Genomic DNA, 22,571 nt, shown 5'->3' on the forward strand with positions numbered 1-22,571 from the left:
ATCCGGCCGTGTCCAGCCGGGCAGTTTCAATTCTTTGTCCCTATTGCTGAAAAAAAAGCAAAGTCCATACCAGAGGGGGGCAAAACGGTATCCCGTCTGGCTTTAACCGCTGTTTTGCCCTAACCCGGCGGGTCCCCCCCCCCTCCCTGGTACAGGCGGAAAGCGGCGCGGCATCTTGTTGGGCGGCCGGAAAGGAGACCGATAACTGATTGGGCCGGCTTCCGTCGGGAGTCCGGTAAATGGGTGCATATTTGCAACCCAGGGGGGCACACTGCTGCCACAGGGGAAAATATTTTTAATCCGGGGGACTGTCGAGGCGGGTTTCCCCTCATCGGGATAATGATCTGGTGGGCAATACCCTTCCCCTTGCGCTCCGGATGCAAATCAACTTTATACGGTAAAAATTTCATTCCCGATAAAAGTATAATCTTGCAACAATTTAGTAAATATTCCTGGCAAAATTACATAATATAAATTTAAAATATGAACATTGTTCATTTTCTACTTGACTGTTTATCCTGTTAATTTTAGATATAACGGAACCTGTCTGTTTCCTAAATTCTTAATACAGGAGGTGTTTCATGGGTCTTGAGCGTTCCTGGCACAAACAGTATCCGGCCGGTATTCCTGCAGAGCTTGATTTCATTGATCTGACCATGCCGGAGTTCCTTTCCCGAAGCGTGGAGCGTTTTCCCGAACACGCCGCCCTGGACTACTTTGGGAAAAAAATAAGCTATACCCGCTTAGATCAGCTGGTCAACGCCTTTGCCCGGGCACTGACGGATCTTGGGATACAAAAAGGGGATACCGTGGGGATGCTTTTGCCCAATATTCCCCAAATCGTTATCGCCAACTACGCGGCTTGGCGAATCGGTGCGGTTACGTCCATGAACAATCCGCTTTATACGGAGCGGGAACTGGATCATCAATTGAACCTGTCGGATTGCAAATTGCTGATCACCCTGGACCTGCTCCACGCCCGGGCCCTGAATCTCATGCAGACCACGCCTGTGGAAAAAGTTGTGGTCTGCCACATCAACAGCTATCTGCCCTTTCCCAAAAAGCAGCTTTTTCCCCTGGTTAAAAAAGATATGTACAAAAAAATAGCGTCGCGTACAGACACCTTTGAATTCACAGATCTGATCCGGACCGGCAGCAATGCCCCCATGGAGAATAAAGCCGAGCTTGATTCCGTGGGAACCCACCTTTACACAGGCGGTACCACCGGGGTCAGCAAAGGTGCCCTGATCACCCACCGGAACATGAGTTACAACACCCAGCAATTGAGGAACTGGTTCCACGATCTCAAGGACGGCGAGGAAAGAGAATTGGCTGTTTTTCCATTTTTTCATTCAGCCGGTTTTACCGGTGTTCAGAATATGTGCATAATGAGCGGCTGGACAGATGTCCTGGTACCCCGCCCCGAACCCGCCGTAATCATCGACATATTGAAAAAATCAAAACCGACCCTGGTGCCGGGTGTGCCGACCATTTATGTGGGACTGCTGGCCGAGGACGCGTTCTTAAAAATGGATCTGAGTTTCATTAAGGGGTTTATCGCCGGGGCAGCCCCCCTTCCCACCGATGTGATTCAGCGCCTGAAAGATCTTACCGGCGGCAGCATGGTCAATGTATACGGCCTGACCGAAATGACGCCCATGGCCACAGCCTCTCCCTGGAAAGGATTGAATAAACCAGGGACAATAGGTGTTCCCCTGCCCAATACCGATCTAAAACTGGTGGATCTGGATACTGCCACCCAAAGTGTTCCCGTTGGTGAGCCTGGAGAAATCTGTTTTAAAGGCCCCCAGGTCATGGCCGGCTACCACAAAAGGCCCGATGAAACCGAAAATACCATGGTTGACGGCTGGCTCCATACCGGTGACATCGGTGTTATGGATGAAGATGGATTTCTCTCCATCGTTGACAGGAAAAAAGATATGATCGTGGCCAGCGGATACAATGTCTATCCCAATGAAATAGACGATCTTCTTTTTACGCATCCCAAGATTCTGGAAGCCGCCACCATAGGTGTACCTGATGAATACAGGGGGGAGACTGTCAAGTCGTTTGTCGTGGTCAAACCGGGAGAAACCCTGACCGAGGATGAGGTCACGGTGTTCTGCAGGGAAAAGTTGGCGGCCTACAAGGTACCGAGACTGATCTCGTTTATCGATGAATTGCCCAAAAGTGCTGTGGGCAAAATTCTGCGCAAGGAGCTTCGAAATCTGTAAAACCTTAAATCGGGTCATGGGTTGAGTTACAGGGCGGTTGCTGCAGGGAAGTCCAAAACACGGTCTTATCCGAGTCGTAATGCAATATACCCAGGGCAGTGCAGGGTAATACCGGCCCTGCCCTTTTATTTTTTACCCCATCCAGAACCTTGCGGACCATTTGAGCCAATTCATGCTTTATAACGGGTTTCATCAAAACGCTTTTAATATGGAAGGCACGAAATTTGTTGATTCTCAGAAAATTATTTTTATCCGGTAGTAAATGTACTCTTAAAGAGGAAGGCCCAACACCAATATATTGTGGGTGGGCATAAAATCCAAAAACTAAGCTTTAATAGACAAAAAGCTCTCACTTTCAGGGTTGTGTGACTTCCTCTGATGTGGTTTGTTTCACTGAACCAATTTGGTTTTTTCCTTCAACCACAGTGTTTGACTGTTGCAGCCGATTTCCTTCAATGTCTTGAAACTTAAAAAAAACATCATAGGAAGCCATTTTGCTAAAATCTAAGCTCTCCAAACTACATCTGGAATCAAATGCCATAGCTTTTTTGGTTCGGCCATTCACATTCTCAATGTAATCGAACTCAAGTTTGACTTCCTGTCCCACTTCTAAGCACAAAATGTTTTTGAAAACAAAATAACCTTTTTTATTCGGTGAAGGATCGTCAATTTTACTAATCTGTATATTGGCAGCATTTCCATTTCCAATATTTTTAAGGGTGATGTTATGAGCTACTTTATAAGGATCATCATCAAGTTCAATATTGTGGATAAGGGCAGGCATAATTGATAAACGCCTTTGAGAAATTAATTCTTGAATTTGATCTAATGATAATTTGTTTTGATCTTTTGCTTCGTTCTGAAGATTATACGTAAATTTCGTGTAGATTCCCAAAACAACTAAAGTGATCCATAAAACAATAAATGTAAGCCACTCTACAAGGGCACCACCTTCAATCTCCAAAAGGTATTTAAATAGGTATAATTCCATAGCTCACTGTTTTTATAGTGCTTAATATTAAAAAGGGTCTCCTAAAAGTAGGTTGTTTTGAGAATGTTGAAATCTGTAGGTAGCCAGATTCAAGGATTGATTGATGACAAATCTTTTAGGAATTTGAAAAAACGTATTGAATTTTAAACAAATCTAAATAGCTTGTAAATAAAAAATTGTATCTCAAAAGAATGAACCAATAGCTAAAAATCGGATAAGTCATAGTATTAGTTTTCGTTTTTTCTCCCAAGTACCAGCCATAATATATGTTATACGGCCATGATTCAATCTTGTGGCCTAAAATCAAGAATATGCCCTGTTTAATTCTCTTTTTCGAAAGATGAAAAACAAGAATTTTTGTTGATTCTTAGAAAAGCAATTTTATCCAGTATTAGATGTCGCCTTACCCCAATATGTAGTGGTCGAGGGAATTTCTAAGAAAGCGTTTAATCATAGACAAAAGGCTCACTACACTACAGCTATTTCCTATGTACTACCATTTGTGTCTCAGGAATTTTTACCTTGATTTTTTTAAGCCGAACTACAAAATCCATGAGCTTTGGTTGGGCTCTGTATTTTTTCGTTTTTTTCAGAAAAGCATTGTTCGTTTCAGAAATTTTTATTCGCTTTTTTCCCTTGGGTTAATACACCAGCGGTTGTCCTTCGGATACTTTTTTCATATTGATAGTTGAGGTATTCAATCATATCAGCTTCATTTACTTTGTTTTTATCAAAATAATTTAACGAAAAATCTTTCCTGAGTGGCCTTGTATGTATTTTTTCAGGCTCTATATAACCTTCATCAAAACCCATTTCATCCAGATCGACCTTTGTTAATGCTTTTATTTTTCCATTTTCTAAATCCATTGTTAGGCCAATATCAGCAGGAAGAAAGGTGGTGTTTTCAAAAGCATCATCATATATTTTAGCCAATCTCACACGTTGGCCTTTCAATTCTTCACCAAACTCTGAAATAAAACACACATCAGGTTTAAGTACCTCATTTATTTTAATTAACCCAAGGCGCCCCAAATGATGTTTATAAAACACTGGACCGTCATAGTCGTCATTTTTATGATTCGCTTCATATCCCTTAAATCCGCCTAAGTGGGCAACCAGCAATTTATACTTTTTATTTCGATAAAGGTCTTTGAATTTCCCTTTATTTCCTATAATTTTATTGTATTCTAATTCGATTTTGTCATCCCAACCGGTATCCCCAGTATAGATCACGCAAAAATCATTTGCAGAAAACATGAATCCGATAGAGTCTCTATCAGAGATTAAGTCATCGTGTTTTGCAGGAATCGCTTTTATTCTAATACCGTTTATTTCAGCGTTCCAGTCTTTATCAATAGTATGAAGCTGATAATTCCGGTCTGAATGAAGTTCAAGCATGCCAATATATTTTTTATATGTGCTTTTTGTAATATATAGGTGAACACTGTTGTCCAAAAACGGAATTTAGGTAAAAAAATATTGTAGGAATTCTCCTTGCGAGATTATGGTTGTTGCGACCAAACAATAACCTGAGAATCCCAAACAAGGAGAATTCCGAAATGATGGTACGTCATGCGAGTCTGTTCAGTCAATTGGTAGCCTTTTTTAACCGTAATAAATTTATGAATCTGGTAGCGAAGAACAAAACAGAACGATATTCCAAGGGGTTCAAAAGCTGGGACCATTTTGTTGCTATGCTTTTCTGTCAAGTTGCCCAGGCAAAGAGCCTGAGGGAAATCAGTGGGGGCCTTGCCTGCTGCATGGGGAAACTGCGCCACCTCGGTGTATCCTCGGCGCCAAGTAAATCAACGTTGTCTTATGCTAATAAGAACCGCTCATGGCAGCTGTTTCAAGATCTTTTCTATGATACCTTTGAATTTTGTCGCAAACATTCACCTGGTGGTCACAAATTCAGGTTCAAAAACAAACTGCTTTCTTTGGACAGCACAACAATATCCTTGTGTCTCAGTCTTTTCCCCTGGGCAGAATTCCGTCGTACGAAAGGTGCCGTTAAACTTCATCTGCTACTGGATCATGATGGCTACCTGCCTTCCTATGCTTACATATCAAATGGCAAGAATCACGAATCCAAATATGCCAAAAGATTCCCGCTCGCACCAGGATCAATTATCACAATGGACCGTGGATATAACGATTACAGCCTGTTTGCTTCCTGGACAGCACAAGATGTATTTTTTGTGACCAGGCTGAAAACCAATGCAGCTTATGAGGTGTTATCAGAGCGTGAGCTACCTCTTCGGAGAAACATTCTCTCAGATGAAATGATCAAGTTTACCGGCCACAATGCCCGGAAAGCATGTCCATTCATATTGCGGAGAATCGTTGTTTGGGATGCGGATAACCAGCGGGAAATCATTTTGCTGACAAATCATTATAAATTCGGAGCAACCACCATCTCGTCTATCTATAAGGATCGCTGGCAAATCGAATTGTTTTTCAAGGCCATAAAACAGAATCTGAGAATCAAGACCTTTGTCGGAACGAGTGAGAATGCCTTGTACACACAGATTTGGACAGCATTAATTGCCATGCTGCTGATCAAATTTCTACAACTCAAATCAAAATTTGGTTGGTCTTTATCCAACTTGATCGCTTTTTTGAGATGGAACCTGTTCAGCTACAGGGATCTTTGGAAATGGCTCGATAAACCGTTTGAGACCGTGCCGACGACCCCACCGCCAGTACAGATGGAATTGCCTTTTAAAAGGTTCTGAAAATATAGGAAACGAAAATTGGGACCTGTTTTTTGAAATGCAAACCTGATGCGTGATTAAAAGGGTTTTTGATGACAAAAAATTCGGATTGCAATTTATTTTGGACAGTAATGATAGGTGAATAACTTTTCTTCGATTAGATTTTAAAAACTCTTTTTTAACATCAACTTCCTTAACATCCTCATATCGAATTCCTTTTGCACGCGCCCAATTATCCCAAATTGTGTTTTCTTTTTGAACTTCAGCATTTCCCTTGATTTTATTGTTATATTTATGAAGAAGAGTAAGAATTGATTCCAGGTCTGATGTGTGATCATTATGCGCATGGGATATAAAAACTGCATCAATCTCCTTGAAAAAGTGTTTTCGGCCTTTAAAATTGTCAATGAAATTGAAACCGGGATCTACGACAATTCCCATCCCATTAATCTTGAGGAAGTATCCTCCGCCTTTGCTTATGTGATAATTGTCAGCGATGATTGGTGTATAGGAATTCCACCTACGCAATACTTCAAAATAATTGTCGGGATTCTTTTCGAATGTTGGATTCTCATCAACAAATTTTAGAAAAATATCTTTATTTTGGTTTGATTTCGCTTCAATTTTTTGTTTTTGTGTTTCATATATTATTTTTGACGTTCGATCTGAACCAGTTTCTATTTTCTTTTGCGATTGAATTTTTTCTTTCGCTGCTTTAATTTTTTTTAAGCAATAAGATATCCAGTACTCTCTCTTTTCTGACTCAAATAGGGTTAAGGCTTTACTATAAGCTTCGATAGCTTCATTATATTTTTTTTGCCGATTATAAATATTTCCAAGGCCATTCCATATAGCAGGGGATTCTGTGCCAAATTTCATGGCTTTTTCATATGCTTTGATGGCTTCCTCATAGTTCTCTTGTCTGGCATACGTATTTCCAAGGCCTATCCAAGTGGGTGAAAATTCATTATCAATTTTTTTACTTTTTTTATAAGCTTTGATTGCTTTCTCATATTTTTGTTTTTGACTATAAATATTTCCAATGGCAGTCCAAGCAAAGGCCAGTTTATCATCAATTTCTAAACTTTTTTTATAAGCTCCGATAGCTTCCTCTGTTTTCATTAAGCCAAGATACGTATTCCCTAAATTCATCCAAGGGATCGCATATTCGTTATCTATTTCAATGCATTTTTTATAGGATTTGATGGCCTGTTCATATTGCCTCTGACTTTCGTAAACTCCACCAAGGCCATTCCAGGGAAATGAAAAGTTCGCATCAATTTCTAAGCTTGTTTTATAAGCTTTGATGGCGTCTTCATATTTTTCTTGATTGCTGTAGCTATTCCCAAGGCCATTCCAGGCAAAAGCAAAATTTTTATCAATTTTTATACTCTTTTTAAATAATTCTTCTGCTTTTAAATGGTCCTCTTTTAGCAATGCAAGGTACCCTTTACTCCAATATTCATACTTAGCAAGACCATTGTCTTTACTTAATTTAAGCAGATTTTTAAAAAAAAGAATTCTCTCTTTAACAATGGTAACTGTTAATGATTCTCTCAAATATTTATCTCGAATGATTTTAATGGCGTCTTCTTTATTCAAAGTGATTCCTCCTCCACCAAAAATTTTAAGAATTTTTCAATAAGGTTTGTAACTACTATTTATATTTATTCCGACTGCTAATGAGGTGTCCCGGCCCCGTCTGAATAATTTGGCGAGCAGTTCCGTATAGCCAATCATGAATACTCGATAGATGTACAAAGGTGAAATAACTATGAGATTTGATCAAGAGTTTTTAAAACAAATTAATAGAATCGTTTCCATTAGGGAAAAGCACAATAAATAAGAATGCGAATTTAAACGGCCAGCGGCCAAATATTTTATTAGGGTATATCGCCCAATGTACAATTATTCTAAAGATATCTTTAAGCGTGTTAGTTCACATTACACAAAACAACATATAAAAACAATTGTTCTATAGAAATGAAGTAAAACAAAACCCCGCAATAATGGTATTATCTGCCACTTTTTCTTCTGACTTCTAAACCCAATATATCGAATGTGGCCATATTCTGAGCCACCGGTTAAGAATCAAGATTATTCCCCGTTCAAGGCCGGTGCTTAGGTGCTCCTGTCCCTTCTTTTATTTCGATTCTCAAATGTGTTAACCCTGCGCACTTCCGGCCCGGCAATCCCTTTCTTTTTTTTCCCGCCAATGGTATCAAAGGGCGGTTTGAAAATTTAACTCAGGAGGCTTGAGACAATGCCGAGAGCATGTGATTTGAAAAAAGGGCAGGTGGTGGAGATCAACAACGACGCCTACCTGGTAAAACATATTGATGTGAGAACCCCCTCCGCCCGGGGCGCGGTGACCCTGTACAAAGTCAGGTTCAGCAATATCAAAACCAAACAGAAATACGAGGAAAGCTATAAGGGGAATGACCTGCTTGAAGAGGTTGACCTCCAGCGGAAGCCGGTGCAGTATCTTTACCCGGACGGGGATTTTCACGTATTCATGGACAGCGTGGAGTATGGCCAGTATATGGTGGCGGCCGATGCCATTGAAGATGAACTGGTCTGGCTCACCGACGGGATGGAGGACCTTGTCGGCCTGATCATCGAGGAGAACATGGTGGCCATTGAAATCCCGGCGGCCCTGGTGTTCGAGATCACACAAACCGCCCCGGCCATCAAGGGGGCCAGCGCCACGGCCAGGACCAAACCCGCCACCCTCTCCAACGGGGTGGAGATCCAGGTGCCCGAATACCTGGAAACCGGCGAAATGGTCAAGGTTAACACTGAAACCAGAAAGTTCATGTCCCGGGCCTGATGGGCCCTCTGTCTCCCTGCGGCCTTTTTTACGGCGGTGATGCCGGAAGGCCGCAGCATTTCCGGGGTACCTGTTCAGGGCCTCGGTACCTCGCCTGATTTCGCCCCTTAAATAAAAAATCGTCTTTTTTTTACGAATTTTATATTCTTCGTAACCTGTGTCTGCCGGGGGATTCAGTTGTTTTTTTGTCAATATCTATAGTTATTATAGATATTTCATTTATTATAAGTGATTGACAATGGAGAAAAAATATAATAACTATAAAAATTGAAATCCCATACATGCATAAAAAAGGAGGCATTATGGAAGACACCTTGACTGTATTTACGGCAAGCAAGTACTGCAATGTTTCGTCGAAAACCATCATCAATTGGGTGGAGGCCGGCCATATCAAGGCCTATAAAACAGTGGGGGGGCACCGCCGCATCCAGCGGGAGGACCTGGAGGCCTTCATGCGAAAGCAGGGCATACCCATTCCCGACGAAAAGGACGATTCCGCCAGGAAGAAAATACTGGTGGTGGACGACGACCTCATCATTGTGGAGTCCATTGTCCAGGCCCTGGAGGAGGATGAATACGACTACGAGGTGATTTCCGCCTCCGACGGATTCGAGGCCGGCCTCCAGGTCAATCACTTCAATCCGGACCTGATGATTCTGGATATCATGATGCCGGACATCAAGGGATACGAGGTTTGCAAAAAGATTAAATCCAACGAAAAGACAAGGGATACAAAGATTATCGTTCTTTCTGCTTACCTGGACGACGAAAAATTCGCCAGGATGAAGGAGAACGGGGCCGATGTCTGCTTTTCCAAACCCCTGCCGCTTCCCCAGCTTAAAGACGAAGTGGCTAAACTGCTTGGATTAAAATAAAAAGGAGGCAGATCATGAATTTAAAAGAATCTTTGGAAAAAAAGAGATTTGTGGTGACCTCTGAGATCCAGGCGCCTCTGGGTGATGAAGAACCCGAAGCCCTGGTGGAGAGTCTGAACAAGGTCAGGGGTCGTGTGGACGGGGTCTCTGTCCAGGACACAGAACTTGAAGGGGTGGTGGGCGACAGCATCAAAACCTGCGAACTCCTGAAGCAGAACCGGTTTAACGCCATTTATCAGACCACCACCCGGGATAAAAACCGGTATCAGCTCCAGAAGGATCTGACCCTGGCCTATGAAACCGGGGTGGACAACCTGCTGGTTTTTACCGAGGACTACCGGATTTCCGGCAGCACCCTCCAGGAGGATATGTTCTTCCATGTGGATTCGGGAAAATTGGGATCCGTGCTGGACCACCTGAAACAGGGAACCTCCATTGAGGGCAACGAACTGGATGCCAAAATGGATTTCACCCTGGGGTCCGGTGTTGAAACGCCCTGGGGACGTAATATGCCCAAGCGGGGGATGGAGGAGATGGAGGATATGATCAATGTGGGCACCGGTTATTTCCTCACCACGCCCATATTTGATTTAGACCAGTTTGAAAAATTTATGAAGCAGGTGACCCCTTTCCGGATACCCGTCATCGCCGAGGTCATGATCCTGAGGACCGCCGGCATGGGAAAATTTCTCAACCGCCATTTTAAATCCGGGCTGGTGCCCGAGTGGGTGATCCAGAAACTGCTCAAGGCCCCTGATAAGGAGAAGGCCAGTATTGAACTGTTTTCAGATACGGTCAACAGCCTGAAGGACATCTGTCAGGGGGTTCACATCATTACCATCGGCGGAGAGGACAAGCTGGCCCAGTATCTTAATGCGGCAAAATTAAGGTAATGGTTTTACCGGAAAATTAACCATTTTGGATGCGGCGAACCAATGATTTCAACTCAGACACGGATACAGGCAACAGCGGATAAGGCGACGATGAAGAATCTGTACGGCTTTGGCAGCAACGGCTGCGGCCAAAAGACAATTGCCCGGAAGACCATAAAGGAGAGCGCAAATGGTCGAAGCAATCAAAATCGACAGGCTGGATGTCGAGCTCAAAGAGGAGGTCCTGGATAAGATACCGGACGCCAATTTCGATCTCTGTCTGACCTGCGGCACCTGCACGGGCGGGTGTCCGGCATCGGAGCAGTTTGGGATGGATCCAAGAAAACTGATCCGCATGCTCAACTTCGGGATGGATGATGAAATTCTCAAATCCGACTGGAAATGGGTCTGCTCCATGTGCGGACGCTGCCAGCTGGCCTGCCCCATGAACATCAACATCCCAAAACTCATCTACAATATCCGTTCTAAAATTCCACGGGAAAAAAGGCCCAGGGGCATCCTGGGCTCCTGCGACCAGCATATCAGAACCGGTTCCGCCATGGGTGCGGCCAAGGAGGATTTTGAATTCACGGTTCTGGATGTGGCCGAGGAGATCCGGGAGGAACACGAGGGGTTCGAAGACCTTGAGGTCACCGTGGACCGGGTGGGGGCCCATATGGTTCTGAACCAGAATTCCAGGGAGCCGGTCACCGAGCCCGAGGAGATGGGGCCGCTTTGGAAGGTGCTCTACAAGGTGGGGGCCGACTGGACCTATCCCTCGGTGATGTGGGCCGGGGAAAATTACTGCATGTTCCTGGCCGACGACGAAGGCTGGCGATATATTATCGAGGAATTTGTCCTACATGTGGACAATAACCTCAAAAGCCCCCTGGTGGTCAACACCGAGTGAGGCCATTCATACTATGCAATCCTGGAAGGGTTGCGAAAATACAATATTCCCCACAAGTTTGAGCTGGTCACCATCATCGAGCTTTACGCCCAGTGGATCCGGGAGGGAAAACTCAAGGTTAATTCCGACTGGAACAGGGACCTTGGCGTTAAATTTACCGTCCAGGATCCCTGCAATATCGCCAGGAAAACAGGGTCCAACAAGATCGTTGACGATTTGCGGTTCGTGGTGAAAACCGTTGTGGGCGAAGAGAACTTCATCGATACCGTTCCCAACCGCATCAATAACTTCTGTTGCGGGGGCGGGGGCGGTGCGCTCCAGGCAGGATTCCCGGACCAGCGACGGGCCTACGGCAGGATCAAGTTCAACCAGATAGCAGCCACGGGCGCCAATTACGTGATCGCCCCCTGCCACAACTGCCATGGCCAGATTGAGGACATCGGCCATCATTACGGCGGCAATTACCATGTGGTTCATCTCTGGACCATCATCTGCCTTGCCATGGGGTGTCTTGCGGAATCGGAACGGGCCTATCTGGGGCCGGACCTGGCAGAGGTCATGCTGCCCCGGACACAAACCTAAAGGAGGGATGCAATGGAAAACAAAGGTAACGGGTCGGTAATGGTAGTGGGTGCCGGCATTGCCGGTATCCAGGCATCCCTGGATCTGGCGGATTCGGGATACCTGGTCTACCTGCTGGACAAAAATACGGCCATCGGCGGGACCATGGCCCAGCTGGACAAAACCTTTCCCACCAATGATTGTTCCATGTGTATTATTTCGCCCAAGCTGGTGGAGGCGGGGCGCCATCTGAACATTGAGCTGATCACCATGGCTGAGATTCAGTCCGTGGAGGGGGAAGAGGGAAATTTTACGGTGAACGTCCGGGAAAACCCCCGGTTTATCGATACGGATAAGTGCACGGCCTGCGGGGAGTGCGCCGGGGCCTGCCCGGTGGAACTGCCTTCCCGGTTCGACGAAAATTTAAGTGGCAGAAAGGCGGCCTTCAAGCTCTATCCCCAGGCCATGCCTTCGGCCTATTCCATTGAGAAAAGGGATAAGGCGCCCTGCCGGCTCACCTGTCCGGCCGGGCTCAATGTCCAGGGCTATGTCCAGATGGTGAAGACGGGCAAATTCAAGGAGGCCCTGGATATCATCATGGAACAGCTGCCCCTGCCGGGCGTCCTGGGGCGGATCTGTCCCCATGAATGTGAGGATGCCTGCCGCAGGTGTGAGGTGGATGAGCCCGTGGCCATCCGGGATCTGAAGCGGCTGGCGGCGGATAATTTTGATCCGAGAGAGGTCGAGATTCCCTGCGCGGAAAAGATCCATAAAAAGGTGGCCGTGATCGGGTCCGGCCCGGCCGGGCTGTCTGCGGCCTATCACCTGGTCCGCCGGGGCGTGGACGCCGTCATTTTTGAGGCCCTGCCCAGGCCCGGCGGCATGCTCAGGGTGGGGATTCCCGACCACCGGCTGCCCCCTGAGGTCCTGGACAGGGATATCGAGGTCATCACCAATCTGGGGGTGGAGATACATTGTGACCGTCGCCTGGGGCAGGCGTTTACCGTGGACAGCCTGCTGGCCGACGGGTTTGATGCGGTCTTCCTGGGGCTGGGGGCCCATAAGGGCATCCGGTTAAGCATTCCCGGCGAAGATTTAGACGGGGTTTGCCAGGGGGTGGCGTTTTTGCGGGAACTCAATCTCACCGGCACCACCCAGGTCGGTAAAAAGGTGGCCATCATCGGCGGGGGCAACGTGGCCATTGATGTGGCGCGCTCCGCGGTCCGTCTGGGCGCAAAAGAGGTGACCATCCTTTACCGGCGGACCCGGAAAGAGATGCCGGCCTGGGAGGAGGAGATATCCGCGGCCGAGGCGGAAGGGGTTGAGGTTGCATACCTCACCGCACCCCAGATGGTCATTGAAAAGGAGGGCAGGGTGGCCGGCCTCCGGCTCATAAAAATGGAATTGGGAGAGCGTGATCCCTCGGGGCGGCGGCGGCCGGTGCCCCTGCCCGGGTCCGAGTACGACATTGAGATTGATCAGCTTATCCCGGCCATCGGCCAGCGGCCGGATATATCGGCCCTGGAGGATCTGGCGGATATTAAAATCTCCAGGTGGGATACGGCCGAGGTCAATTCCCTGACCCTGGAAACGGATAAGCCCGGGGTCTTTGCCGGGGGGGATTTCCAGACCGGGCCGGGGGTGGCCATATCCGCCATTGCCGCCGGCATGGAAGCGGCCGAGTCCATTACCCGGTATCTCAAAGGCGAAGACATGGAGGCGGGCAGGGAACTGCCGGTGGCCGAAGAGCCCGAGTACCGGCCGGTGGATGAAAAATGGCCCGCTGAACCCCGGTATCAAATGCCTGAACTGCCCCCAGCGGAGCGGGCCGGGAATTTTAAGGAGGTGGAACTGGGCTACTCTGTTGAGCAGGGGCAAAAGGAGGCCGGCCGGTGCATCAACTGCGGGTACTGCTCGGAATGCATGCAGTGCGTGGATGCCTGCCTGGCCCATGCCGTGGACCACAACATGCTGGGGAAAACCCACGAAATCAACGTGGGGGCCATTATCCTGGCGCCGGGGTTCTCCCCTTTTGAGCCGGAGAAACTGGTGACCTATTGCTACGGCCACAGCCCCAATATCATGACCTCCCTGGAGTTTGAGCGGGTCCTTTCGGCCTCCGGTCCCTATGCCGGCCATCTGGTGCGGCCCTCGGACCATGCCGCACCCAGGAAAATTGCCTGGCTCCAGTGTGTGGGCTCCAGGGACATCAATAAGGGGGACCATTCCTATTGCTCAGGGGTCTGCTGCATGTATGCCAACAAGCAGGCGGTGATCGCCAAGGAGCATGCCGATTACGACCTGGACTGCGCCATATTCTTCATGGACATGCGGACCCACGGCAAGGAGTTTGACAAGTATAATATCAGGGCCCAGGACGACAACGGGGTGCGGTTTGTCAGATCCCGCATCCATTCGGTGTTCCCGGAGCCCGGGGACAAATACCGTCTGGTATATTCCTCCGAAGCGGGCAATTCCGTAGAGGAGATATTCGACATGGTGGTCCTCTCCATCGGTCTGGCACCGACAAAGGATGCAAAGGATCTGGCGGAGAAGATGGGCATTGAACTCAATGGCCACGGGTTTGCAGACACTAGGAATCTCACGCCGGTGACCACCAGCCGGAAAGGCATTTACGTCTGCGGCACCTTCCAGGAGCCCAAGGATATCCCGGGCTCCGTGATGGAGGCCTCGGCTGCGGCGGCCACGGCGGTGATGAACATGAAAGATGCCAGGTGGTCCCGGACACGGACACGGGAACTGCCGCCGGAACGGGATTTCACCGGCATGGCGCCCCGGATCGGGGTCTTTGTCTGCAATTGCGGGATCAATATCGGCGGGGTGGCCGACGTGCCGGCGGTAAGGGATTACGCCCGGACCCTTCCCTATGTGGTCCATGTGGAGGATAATTTATTCACCTGTTCCCAGGACGCCCAGGACCATATGAAGGATGTGATACGGAGCCAGGATATCAACCGGGTGGTGGTGGCATCCTGCTCCCCCCGGACCCACGAGCCCCTTTTCCAGGAAACCATCCGGGACGCCGGTCTGAACAAGTACCTCTTTGAGATGGCCAATATCCGGGACCAGAATACCTGGGTCCATATGAACCAGCCGGAAAAGGCCACCCAGAAGGCCAAGGACCTGGTGCGCATGGCCGTGGCCAAGGCCGCCTTTGTGCAACCCCTCCACCAGGTGGATTTGCCCATTAAAAAGGCGGTGCTCATCATCGGGGGCGGGGTTTCCGGAATGGAGGCCGCCGTCGGCGCGGCCGCCCAGGGGGTGGATGTCCACCTGGTGGAAAAGGCACCGGTGCTCGGGGGCATCGCCAACCATTTGAACACCACCTGGAAGGGGGAGCCGGTGCGGGTCTACCTGGATCACCTGGTGGCATCGGTGAAATCCTTTGAACAGATCACCGTCCATATGGCATCCGAGGTGACTGCCACCACCGGTTCCATGGGGAATTTTGTCACCACCGTCGCCAGTGGCAGCGGCGAGGTTTCCATTGAGCACGGGGCGGCCATCATCGCCACCGGCGGCATGGAGCACAAGCCCGATGAGTACATGTACGGCGAGCACCCCGACGTGCTCACCCACCTGGACATGGATGAGGCCTTTAGGGAGAAGGACCCGCGGATTGAGGCGGCAAAGAAAATTATCTTTATCCAATGCGTGGGCTCACGGAATGAGGAAAATCCCTATTGCTCCAAGGTCTGCTGTACCCACAGCCTCAAATCTGCCATCGCCCTCAAGGAGATGGACAAGAGGAAACGGGTCTATGTGGTCTACCGGGATATCCGGTCCTACGGATTCCGGGAAGACCTTTACCAAAAGGCCCGGCAGCTGGGTGTGCTCTTTATCCGCTACGATTTGGAAAAGATGCCCGGCCTCTCCCTGGATGCCGAAGGCAACCTGGTCTTTACTGCCATGGACCATGTCCTCCAGATGGAGGTGCTCATCAATCCGGATCTGGTGGTGCTGGCCTCCGGCATCACCCCCGGTGACAATAAGGCCCTGTTTGAAAAATTCAAGATTCCCACCAATGCGGAAGGGTTTCTGGTGGAGGCCCATGCCAAGCTGCGGCCGGTGGATTTTGCCTCGGACGGGCTTTTTGTGGCGGGCCTGGCCCACTATCCCAAGCCCCTTGAAGAGAGCATTGCCCAGGCCCGGGCGTCCGTGGCCCGGGCCATGACCATCCTCTCCCGGGATTCCCTCAAGGTGGGGGGCGTGGTGGCTGAAGTGACCCCGGAAAAGTGTGCGGTCTGCCTCACCTGTGTGCGGACCTGCCCCTATTCCATTCCCCGCATCCACGCGGACGGCTATGCCATTATCGAGCCTTCCGAATGCCACGGCTGCGGGGCCTGTGTCGCGGAATGCCCGGGCAAGGCCATCACCCTGAACCATTTCACCGATCAGCAGATCATTGCCAAAACCGATGCCCTGTTTGACAACGCGGCGCCGGGAACAAGGGAGGTGCAATATGAGTAGCCGGGAATTCAGCCCCAGGATCATTGCCTTCTGCTGCCAGTACTGAGCTTATGCAGCAGGGGACCTGGCAGGTTCCATGAGGCTTTCCTATCCTGCGGATATTAAGATTATCCAGGTGCCGTGCACGGGCCGGGTGGATATCATCCACCTGCTCAACGCTGTGGAAGACGGGGCCGACGGGGTTTATGTGGCGGGCTGCCTGGAAGGGGAGTGCCATTTCAGGGAGGGCAACCTCAAGGCCAAAAGGAAGGTGGCCTATGTGAAAAAGACCCTGGAAACCATCGGCATTGAACCCGAGCGGGTGGAGATGTACAACCTCTCCTCGGCCCAGGGGGCGCGGTTCGCTGAGATTGCCAATGAAATGGCGGAAAAAATACAGGCGCTGGGGCCCTCTCCCATTGCAGCAGAACCCAGGACAGCAAATTCCGCAGCCTGATCGCTAACAAGGGCCGGTTTTCGCCAATTGGGCAGGCCGGCCCGGATAAAATAAGGAAAGGTGAGTTATGATAGTTGCTGATCGAAAACCCATAGACGAGATACTGGGCATGGTGGCAGACTGCAGCAAAATCCTTGTGGTGGGCTGCAAAGGCTGTGTGACCGTCTGCAATGCGGGCGGTGTTAAGGAGGTGGAAATCCTGGCCGCCACCATGAAAATCGCCAGGAAAAAGGCGGGCAATCCCCTGGAGGTGGCCGAGCATGTACTGGAGCGCCAATGCGACAGGGAGTATGTGGCCCAGCTGGGGGAGGAGGTGAACGATTACGATGCCGTGGTCTCCATGGCCTGCGGGGTCGGCCCCCAGTTTTTATCGGAAATGTATAAGGAACAGCGGTTTTATCCTGCCGTGAATACCACCTTTTTCGGCGGGGCCGTCCAGCACGGGGTATGGGAGGAGCGCTGCGCCGGCTGCGGCGCCTGCGCCATCCATAACTTCGGGGGGCTCTGCCCCATTGCCCGGTGTGCCAAAAGCCTGCTCCACGGCCCCTGCGGCGGATCGTCCAACGGGGTCTGCGAGGTGAACAAGGACACCGAATGCATCTGGGACACCATCGTCAGAAAGAAGATGGCGGCCGGCCAGCTGGAAGACCTTATCGGGGTGAAACCGTTGAAAAACTGGAAAACCGCCAGGGACGGCGGGCCGCGTAGAAGCATTCGTGAAGAACTGCTCCAGGGCAATATATAGGGAGGTGGATAAAATGACAGAATACAAATCAGGCAGCAATCTTGAGAAAGTGCTTAAGGCCGGTCATTTCGCTTTCACCGGGGAGTGCGGCCCACCCAAGGGCGCCAATGTGGCGCATTTAAAGGAGAAATTTCAGTACCTCAAAGGCAAGGTGGACTGTGTCAATCTCACGGACAATCAGACCGCCGTGGTCCGCATGGCCTCCTGGGCCGCCTCAACGCTTCTCATCGAGGAGGGCATGGAGCCCAACTTCCAGATGGTCTGCCGGGACCGGAACCGCCTGGCCATCATGGCCGATATCCTGGGGGCTTCTGCTCTGGGGGTGCGGAATATGCTCTGCCTGTCAGGCGACCACCAGACCTTCGGCAACCATCCCGAGGCCAAGAATGTCCATGATATCGATTCCATGCAACTCATCGGCCTGGTAAAAAAAATGCGGGACGAGGGCAAGTTCCTCAACGGTGAGGATATTGACGTGCCCCCGAAGATCTTTGTGGGGGCGGCCTGCAATCCCTTTGCCGACCCCTACGAGTTCCGGCCCTACCGCCTGGCCAACAAGATCGAGGCCGGGGCCGATTTCATCCAGACCCAGTGCATCTTCAATATGGATAAGTTCCGGGACTTCATGAAAAAGGTGGTGGATATGGGGCTCCACGAAAAATGTTATATCCTGGCCGGGGTCACCCCCATGAAGAATGCGGGCATGGCCAATTTCATGAAAAAATTCGTTCCCGGCATGGACATCCCTGATTCCCTGATCAAGCGCCTCAAGGGGGTGGACAAACGGGACCAGGCCGAGGAGGGGATTAAATTCGCCCTGGAACAGGTGGCGGAATTCAAGGAGATGGACGGGGTGGCCGGGGTCCATATGATGGCCATCGAATGGGAACACCGGGTGCCTGAAATTGCCGAGCGGGCAGGGGTGCTTCCCCGGCCGGTCTTCGATTGATCGAATCTGTTAATCATCAGGCTGATGTCCGAGGGGGGATCGGGTCAGGATCATTGGGGGATGTCTTCCTGACCCGGTGGGGGGTGGATATCGGAGATTTTTTTTCCGGACATTCGGCAGGCCAACAGCATGCAGTTTTCATCTTCAATACAGTCGATGACCCTGCGGCTGATGGTTTCCCCCATCAGGACTTCCTCATCCACAATAACAGTGGCCCCTGCATCAACAAGATCCTGTTTGTGCAGACTGTAGCGGTTCCTGACCACCAGAGGCATGTCCGGTGCCAGCAGTCGGACTGTCCGGATAATCTCCACAGCGATTTTAGAGTCAGGCACGGTTATGACGCCCATGCCGGCTCTGGTTATGCCCGCATGGTGGAGGATTTCCTCATTGGCGGCATCACCCAGATGGAGTTCAAGCCCCTCCTGTGAGGCAAACTCCCGGCTTCGGGGATTGACGTCAATGAGCACCGGCTCAAATTCGTTTTCTTTCAAGGTATGAATCACCTGGCGGCCGGCAGGCCCAAGTCCCACCACAATGATCCGGCACCCGGGGGCCATGGTCTGGTCATTTTCCGGCGGCCGGTGTTTATGGCCCGGGCCGGAAAACAGGGCCAGGAGCCGGTCGCTCAGGGGAATGGCCATGGCCACCATATAAGGCGTTGCCAGCATTAAAACAATGGTAATGGAAATGATGAGGTCCATTGTGGGATCATTGATCAATGCGCCGTCCCGGGCGGCTGCCGTTAATACAAAGGAGAATTCACCCACCTGGCCCAGGCAAATCCCGGTGGCCATGGCATGGCGCCGGGTCAGGCCCAGGAATCGGGCAACCCCGAAGATGATTCCGGCTTTTAGCGCAAAGATCAATAGGGCCAGGGGCAGAATGAAATGAAGATGGCCCACGAACCAGACGGGTTTGACCACCATGCCCACCGAGGCGAAAAACAGGGTGACCATCAGGGTCCGCAGGGAGCCGATATCCCCCCTGACCTGGGCGGCAAAGGGAGATTCACCCAGAAGCATCCCGGCCACAAAGGCCCCCAACGCCGGAGAGATGCCGATCCAATGGGCGGCCCATGTGGCCCCCAGCCCGGTGGATGCCGCAAAGAGGACGGTCAATTCCCTATTGGCAAAGAGCTGTGAAGAGGACAGCAGCCGGGGAATCAGGTGGTAGAGAAGCAGATACAGCACCAGCACCAGCCCGGCCACCGCAGCCAGTAATTTGATGATATGCATTCCCATGTCGGTGCCGCTTCCCGTGGGGGACAAAAGGCCGATCATCAACACCAGAGGAACGATGGCCATATCCTGGAACAGGAGAATCCCCAGGCTGCTCCTTCCGTGAACCGATTCCATTTCAACCCTGTCAACCAGCACCCGCAATACAATTGTGGTTGAACTTAATGCCACCAGGGCGCCCAGAGCCAATGCCGTCGGCAACGGGAAGAAGGGGACCATGACCAGGCTGACAAGGCCAAGGGTGCCGCCCACCTGGCATGCACCGCCCACGAATGCGGTTTTGCCCATACGCTTGAGCTGGCCGAATGAAAATTCCAGTCCAATGGAAAACAAGAGCAGGGACACGCCGATCTCCGCCATTTCCTCCACCATGGGCCCATTGTCGATCACCGGGCCCACCACGACACCCGCAAGAATATAGCCAAGAATAGGGCTCTGCCGGAGCCGCTGTGCCAGGCTTCCCATAAAAAAAGCCGTGCCAAGCAGCATTACAATTTCCATTAAGCCGTGCCAAAGATCCAAGGGTGTATTCTCCTTTGACCGATATTAATTGTTTGCTTCATTCATCGGTTTTAAATTTCCCGGCAACCCCAAACCCGCAATAAGGCTTTTTGATACCAGGGGCAGCCGTTGATACATAATCTCTCTGTGCCATATGTATCACCGGTTTCATCAGCCGGTCAATATCGGCATATTTAATAAAAAATCACCAATCAGGTGCCCGGGATCAGAGGATGAAACAAAATCCGGGTTCGATGAGAATATGGTTGGGTCTAGGCTATAAAAATTTGTACATATGGCCTGGGTGATGTTGAATAATCCAGGGCAGCAACGATCACGCCTTTTTCCCCGAGGCCTTTCCTGTGGCTTTCTTGGCGGCAGTCGCTTTTTTAGCCGCCGTTTTTTTGGGCCCCGCCCCTTTTTTAGCCACTGCTGTTTTCTTTGGAGTCTGAACCGGTTTTGGCGTTTTTTTCTGGGTTCCGGCCTCCATTTTCTCCGGCGCGCCTTTTTTGGCTGCCGGTGCTTTTTTGGGGCTTTGGCTTTTCTTTTTCTGTTCCGCCTTTATCGCTTCTGCTTTTTCAGCCTCTTTCTTTTCAGCCTCAGCAGCCTTGAGGACCTTGGCAGCTTCAGCGGCTTCCTCCTCGGCTTTATCCATTGCTTCGTTCAGGTCCATCTGGAACCGGACCGGCCCCCGGTATTCTTTATTGGGTCCGAATCGGGTATGCAGGGCAAAGGGCGATTCCGGATGGGACCATGAGGTGGCAATGGCAATATGCCCCTTGGGGAAGGGGGCGGTTTCCACCTCAATATAGTCGAGGGGTGCCAGGGCCACTTCTTTTTCTACCAGATCGTCATTTTCGCCGTAGCAGAGGAGCCAGGGGATCTTCTTTTTTGCGATGCCTCTGAAATTCAGGGTTTTTCCGAAAATCTTTACGGGCAGGGTGCCGTCTTGGGTGACGGGGATATTGTACGAGGCAAAGCTCATCTGGGTAATGGGCAGGGGGATGTCCGACCGTTCTTTCTGGAGCCAGTAATTGATGGCTGCGGCGGTCTTGCTGATGGTGCTGGTTTTTTTTCTCATCTGGTCCACCATGAGCATATCCCTTAAAAAGGCCACCACCGGGGTCTGGTCTTCAATGCTTTTAAGCTTGTACACCCAGGCCATGAGCTGTCCGTCGGCCACCTCATTTCCGTTTGGAAGCGTTTTGGTGCCGTAGAGCAGATCGTTGAACCGCTGGGGAAGATTTTTGAGAAAGGCACCCAGCCCCCTGCTTCGGGTGCCGTCCATGGGGGCCACGCAGGTGATCAGGGCATCCACGCAGTCGTCCAGTTCATCGGAAAGGATATTGCAGACAGCAGTATATCCGCCCTGGCAGTATCCGTTCAGGGTGACTTTTTTGCCGTGTGCCTTCATGATCTTTTCGCAAAAGTACCGGGTATCCTTTGCATCGTCTTCCATGGTCATGGTCTGGAAAGCCGGTGTGGTGCTGATATCTTTCATCACGCGGATATAGGTGGGGATCCCCTGGTTGGCAAAACTGTGGGCATAGCTTTTCTTGTCTGCCGGCAGGAAGCTTAGGATATTGCATCCCAGGACATAGGGCGGGAGAATGAGCAGGGGTTTTGCCTTTTTATCCACTGCGACACCGGGATCACTGGGCAACACCCTGTACAGGAGAAACCGGTCCGTTTCATCAAATAAAGGCTTTTTCTGCCGTTCAAAGTGAAACCCGAATTCCGATTCAATATCCTTGACGGACTGGGGAAGGGACTGGCTGACGCCGTTGATCATTTCTACCTGCCGTTTAAAGAAATCGGCCAGGGTCTCTCCCTTGTCCGGCGAAAAACAATTATACAATGCTTTGATGAAATTATTAAACTCAGCCTTTGTTACGTCATTTATGGCCTGCAAGCTGCTTTCAAATGAGCGGCTCATCAGATTCATATTCAGTTCAAAAAGTGATAGATAGTCCTCCCATTGATTTCCATTGAATCCATCCCCTGTATACTCTTGGTTTATTTTGTACCACTCGGCTTTGCTGAAGTATTGGGAGGCGATAAGGTAGGGAATGAGAAATTCGTTATTATATTTTGTGAATCCTGAAAATAAATCTTGGGCCGTATTCATCTGGTTTAAAAAGAAAACGTGATTTTCTTGGATTTCTCTGAACAGGTTTTCCATGGATTGATCCTCAATTATGGTTTTTATAAATGGAACCGG

At 50.0% G+C, this 22,571-nt stretch carries 14 protein-coding genes; 9 read left to right on the plus strand and 5 right to left on the minus strand.

Annotation, left to right across the window (positions count from 1 at the left end; all coding sequences use genetic code 11):
* Window positions 1-581: 581 nt before the first annotated feature.
* Window positions 582-2,234: a long-chain fatty acid--CoA ligase gene (locus tag HUN04_19840; protein ID WDP91836.1), complete on the plus strand. Its 1,653-nt coding sequence runs from the start codon at window positions 582-584 to the stop codon at window positions 2,232-2,234.
* A gap of 355 nt (window positions 2,235-2,589) precedes the next feature.
* Here HUN04_19840 and HUN04_19845 read toward each other — a convergent pair whose 3' ends face one another.
* The 3 genes from HUN04_19845 to HUN04_19855 form a co-directional block, all read right to left on the minus strand.
* Window positions 2,590-3,225 carry a hypothetical protein gene (locus HUN04_19845; protein ID WDP91837.1) on the minus strand — a complete coding sequence of 212 codons (636 nt, stop codon included), beginning with the start codon at window positions 3,223-3,225 and terminating at the stop codon, window positions 2,590-2,592.
* A 609-nt stretch (window positions 3,226-3,834) separates the two neighbouring features.
* A complete protein-coding gene (locus tag HUN04_19850; GenBank protein ID WDP91838.1) occupies window positions 3,835-4,623 on the minus strand; it encodes a hypothetical protein in 789 nt (262 codons plus the stop codon).
* 1,199 nt (window positions 4,624-5,822) lie between these two features.
* Window positions 5,823-7,541 carry a tetratricopeptide repeat protein gene (locus HUN04_19855; protein WDP91839.1) on the minus strand — a complete coding sequence of 573 codons (1,719 nt, stop codon included), beginning with the start codon at window positions 7,539-7,541 and terminating at the stop codon, window positions 5,823-5,825.
* A 661-nt stretch (window positions 7,542-8,202) separates the two neighbouring features.
* Between HUN04_19855 and yeiP the strand changes: the two genes are divergently transcribed.
* The 8 genes from yeiP (at window position 8,203) to HUN04_19895 (ending at window position 18,608) form a co-directional block, all read left to right on the plus strand.
* Entirely contained in the window at window positions 8,203-8,769 is a 567-nt protein-coding gene (gene yeiP / locus HUN04_19860) for an elongation factor P-like protein YeiP (protein WDP91840.1), read from the plus strand.
* A gap of 302 nt (window positions 8,770-9,071) precedes the next feature.
* A complete protein-coding gene (locus HUN04_19865) occupies window positions 9,072-9,644 on the plus strand; it encodes a response regulator (GenBank protein WDP91841.1) in 573 nt (190 codons plus the stop codon).
* 14 nt (window positions 9,645-9,658) lie between these two features.
* Window positions 9,659-10,537 carry a methylenetetrahydrofolate reductase gene (locus tag HUN04_19870; GenBank protein WDP91842.1) on the plus strand — a complete coding sequence of 293 codons (879 nt, stop codon included), beginning with the start codon at window positions 9,659-9,661 and terminating at the stop codon, window positions 10,535-10,537.
* Between the two features lie 169 nt (window positions 10,538-10,706).
* Window positions 10,707-12,008: a (Fe-S)-binding protein gene (locus HUN04_19875; GenBank protein WDP91843.1), complete on the plus strand. Its 1,302-nt coding sequence runs from the start codon at window positions 10,707-10,709 to the stop codon at window positions 12,006-12,008.
* A gap of 12 nt (window positions 12,009-12,020) precedes the next feature.
* Window positions 12,021-16,478: an FAD-dependent oxidoreductase gene (locus tag HUN04_19880; GenBank protein WDP91844.1), complete on the plus strand. Its 4,458-nt coding sequence runs from the start codon at window positions 12,021-12,023 to the stop codon at window positions 16,476-16,478.
* The gene (locus tag HUN04_19885) at window positions 16,471-16,914 is read left to right on the plus strand and encodes a hydrogenase iron-sulfur subunit (GenBank protein WDP91845.1); all 444 of its coding nucleotides are present in this window, start codon (window positions 16,471-16,473) and stop codon (window positions 16,912-16,914) included. The genes HUN04_19880 and HUN04_19885 overlap by 8 nt, the downstream gene beginning before the upstream one ends.
* Before the next feature lie 67 nt (window positions 16,915-16,981).
* Window positions 16,982-17,659: a methylenetetrahydrofolate reductase C-terminal domain-containing protein gene (locus HUN04_19890; GenBank protein WDP91846.1), complete on the plus strand. Its 678-nt coding sequence runs from the start codon at window positions 16,982-16,984 to the stop codon at window positions 17,657-17,659.
* A 13-nt stretch (window positions 17,660-17,672) separates the two neighbouring features.
* Complete coding sequence (locus HUN04_19895; GenBank protein WDP91847.1) at window positions 17,673-18,608, plus strand: methylenetetrahydrofolate reductase; 936 nt, start codon at window positions 17,673-17,675, stop codon at window positions 18,606-18,608.
* 50 nt (window positions 18,609-18,658) lie between these two features.
* On the opposite strand, the gene HUN04_19900 is transcribed toward HUN04_19895, so the two are convergent.
* Together HUN04_19900 and HUN04_19905 are read right to left on the minus strand one after the other, a co-directional pair.
* Window positions 18,659-20,338, minus strand: coding sequence for a cation:proton antiporter (locus HUN04_19900; protein ID WDP91848.1), 1,680 nt, complete (start codon window positions 20,336-20,338; stop codon window positions 18,659-18,661).
* 346 nt (window positions 20,339-20,684) lie between these two features.
* Window positions 20,685-22,532 (minus strand): metal transporter, encoded by a 1,848-nt coding sequence (locus HUN04_19905; protein WDP91849.1) that lies wholly within the window; start codon window positions 22,530-22,532, stop codon window positions 20,685-20,687.
* Window positions 22,533-22,571 lie beyond the last annotated feature (39 nt).

It is taken from the genome of Desulfobacter sp., from assembly GCA_028768525.1.
In the GTDB taxonomy this organism is placed as follows: domain Bacteria; phylum Desulfobacterota; class Desulfobacteria; order Desulfobacterales; family Desulfobacteraceae; genus Desulfobacter.

What these genes read in the sequence shown, in the direction of transcription:
- HUN04_19840 (WDP91836.1), top strand. Translation starts at nt 582, where the DNA reads ATGGGTCTTGAGCGTTCCTGGCACAAACAGTATCCGGCCGGTATTCCT.
- HUN04_19845 (WDP91837.1), bottom strand. Translation starts at nt 3,225, where the DNA reads ATGGAATTATACCTATTTAAATACCTTTTGGAGATTGAAGGTGGTGCC.
- HUN04_19850 (WDP91838.1), bottom strand. Translation starts at nt 4,623, where the DNA reads ATGCTTGAACTTCATTCAGACCGGAATTATCAGCTTCATACTATTGAT.
- yeiP (WDP91840.1), top strand. Translation starts at nt 8,203, where the DNA reads ATGCCGAGAGCATGTGATTTGAAAAAAGGGCAGGTGGTGGAGATCAAC.
- HUN04_19865 (WDP91841.1), top strand. Translation starts at nt 9,072, where the DNA reads ATGGAAGACACCTTGACTGTATTTACGGCAAGCAAGTACTGCAATGTT.
- HUN04_19870 (WDP91842.1), top strand. Translation starts at nt 9,659, where the DNA reads ATGAATTTAAAAGAATCTTTGGAAAAAAAGAGATTTGTGGTGACCTCT.
- HUN04_19880 (WDP91844.1), top strand. Translation starts at nt 12,021, where the DNA reads ATGGAAAACAAAGGTAACGGGTCGGTAATGGTAGTGGGTGCCGGCATT.
- HUN04_19890 (WDP91846.1), top strand. Translation starts at nt 16,982, where the DNA reads ATGATAGTTGCTGATCGAAAACCCATAGACGAGATACTGGGCATGGTG.
- HUN04_19895 (WDP91847.1), top strand. Translation starts at nt 17,673, where the DNA reads ATGACAGAATACAAATCAGGCAGCAATCTTGAGAAAGTGCTTAAGGCC.
- HUN04_19900 (WDP91848.1), bottom strand. Translation starts at nt 20,338, where the DNA reads ATGCTGCTTGGCACGGCTTTTTTTATGGGAAGCCTGGCACAGCGGCTC.
- HUN04_19905 (WDP91849.1), bottom strand. Translation starts at nt 22,532, where the DNA reads ATGGAAAACCTGTTCAGAGAAATCCAAGAAAATCACGTTTTCTTTTTA.